This window comes from Lysinibacillus fusiformis (assembly GCF_003049525.1).
GTDB lineage: Bacteria > Bacillota > Bacilli > Bacillales_A > Planococcaceae > Lysinibacillus > Lysinibacillus fusiformis.
Genome location: NZ_PYWL01000046.1, coordinates 1 through 437, shown reverse-complemented (window position 1 = coordinate 437; position 437 = coordinate 1). Strand labels below are relative to the sequence as shown.

Sequence of the window (437 nt, the reverse complement as noted above, 5' to 3'; positions counted from 1 at the left end):
TCCTGTTGAAAATGGCGGTTTCTTGCATATGGCAGGCGGAAAAGTAGTATATGATCCTTCGAAACCAGCTGGAGCGCGTATTGTTTCTGTATCTTATTTAGATGCAAATGGCAAGTACGTAGCAGTTCAAGATGGTGTAACATATACTATTGCAACAAACGCTTTTACAGCTAAAGGTGGAGACGGCTATGATGTCTTCGCGAAAGCATATGCAGAAGGTCGTGTAACTGATCTAGGTCTTTCTGATTGGGAGAACTTCCGTGAACATTTAGTAAGCATTGGAAGTGCAGGAATTCCAACTGAAATTGAAGGTCGAATTGTAGATGTAAGTTCGGTACCAGGCGAAGAACCTGGTGAAGAACCAGGAGAAGAACCAGGAGAAGAGCCAGGAGAAGAGCCAGGACAGAACCCGGGTCAAAATCCAGGACAGAACCCAG

The 437-nt window shown here is 44.9% G+C and carries 1 protein-coding gene; it reads left to right on the top strand.

What is annotated here, in order from left to right; translation table 11 throughout:
• Positions 1-28 precede the first annotated feature (28 nt).
• Positions 29-437, top strand: a 409-nt coding sequence (locus C9J29_RS24020) for a 5'-nucleotidase C-terminal domain-containing protein (RefSeq protein ID WP_419690816.1), incomplete at its 3' end; no start/stop codon positions are given.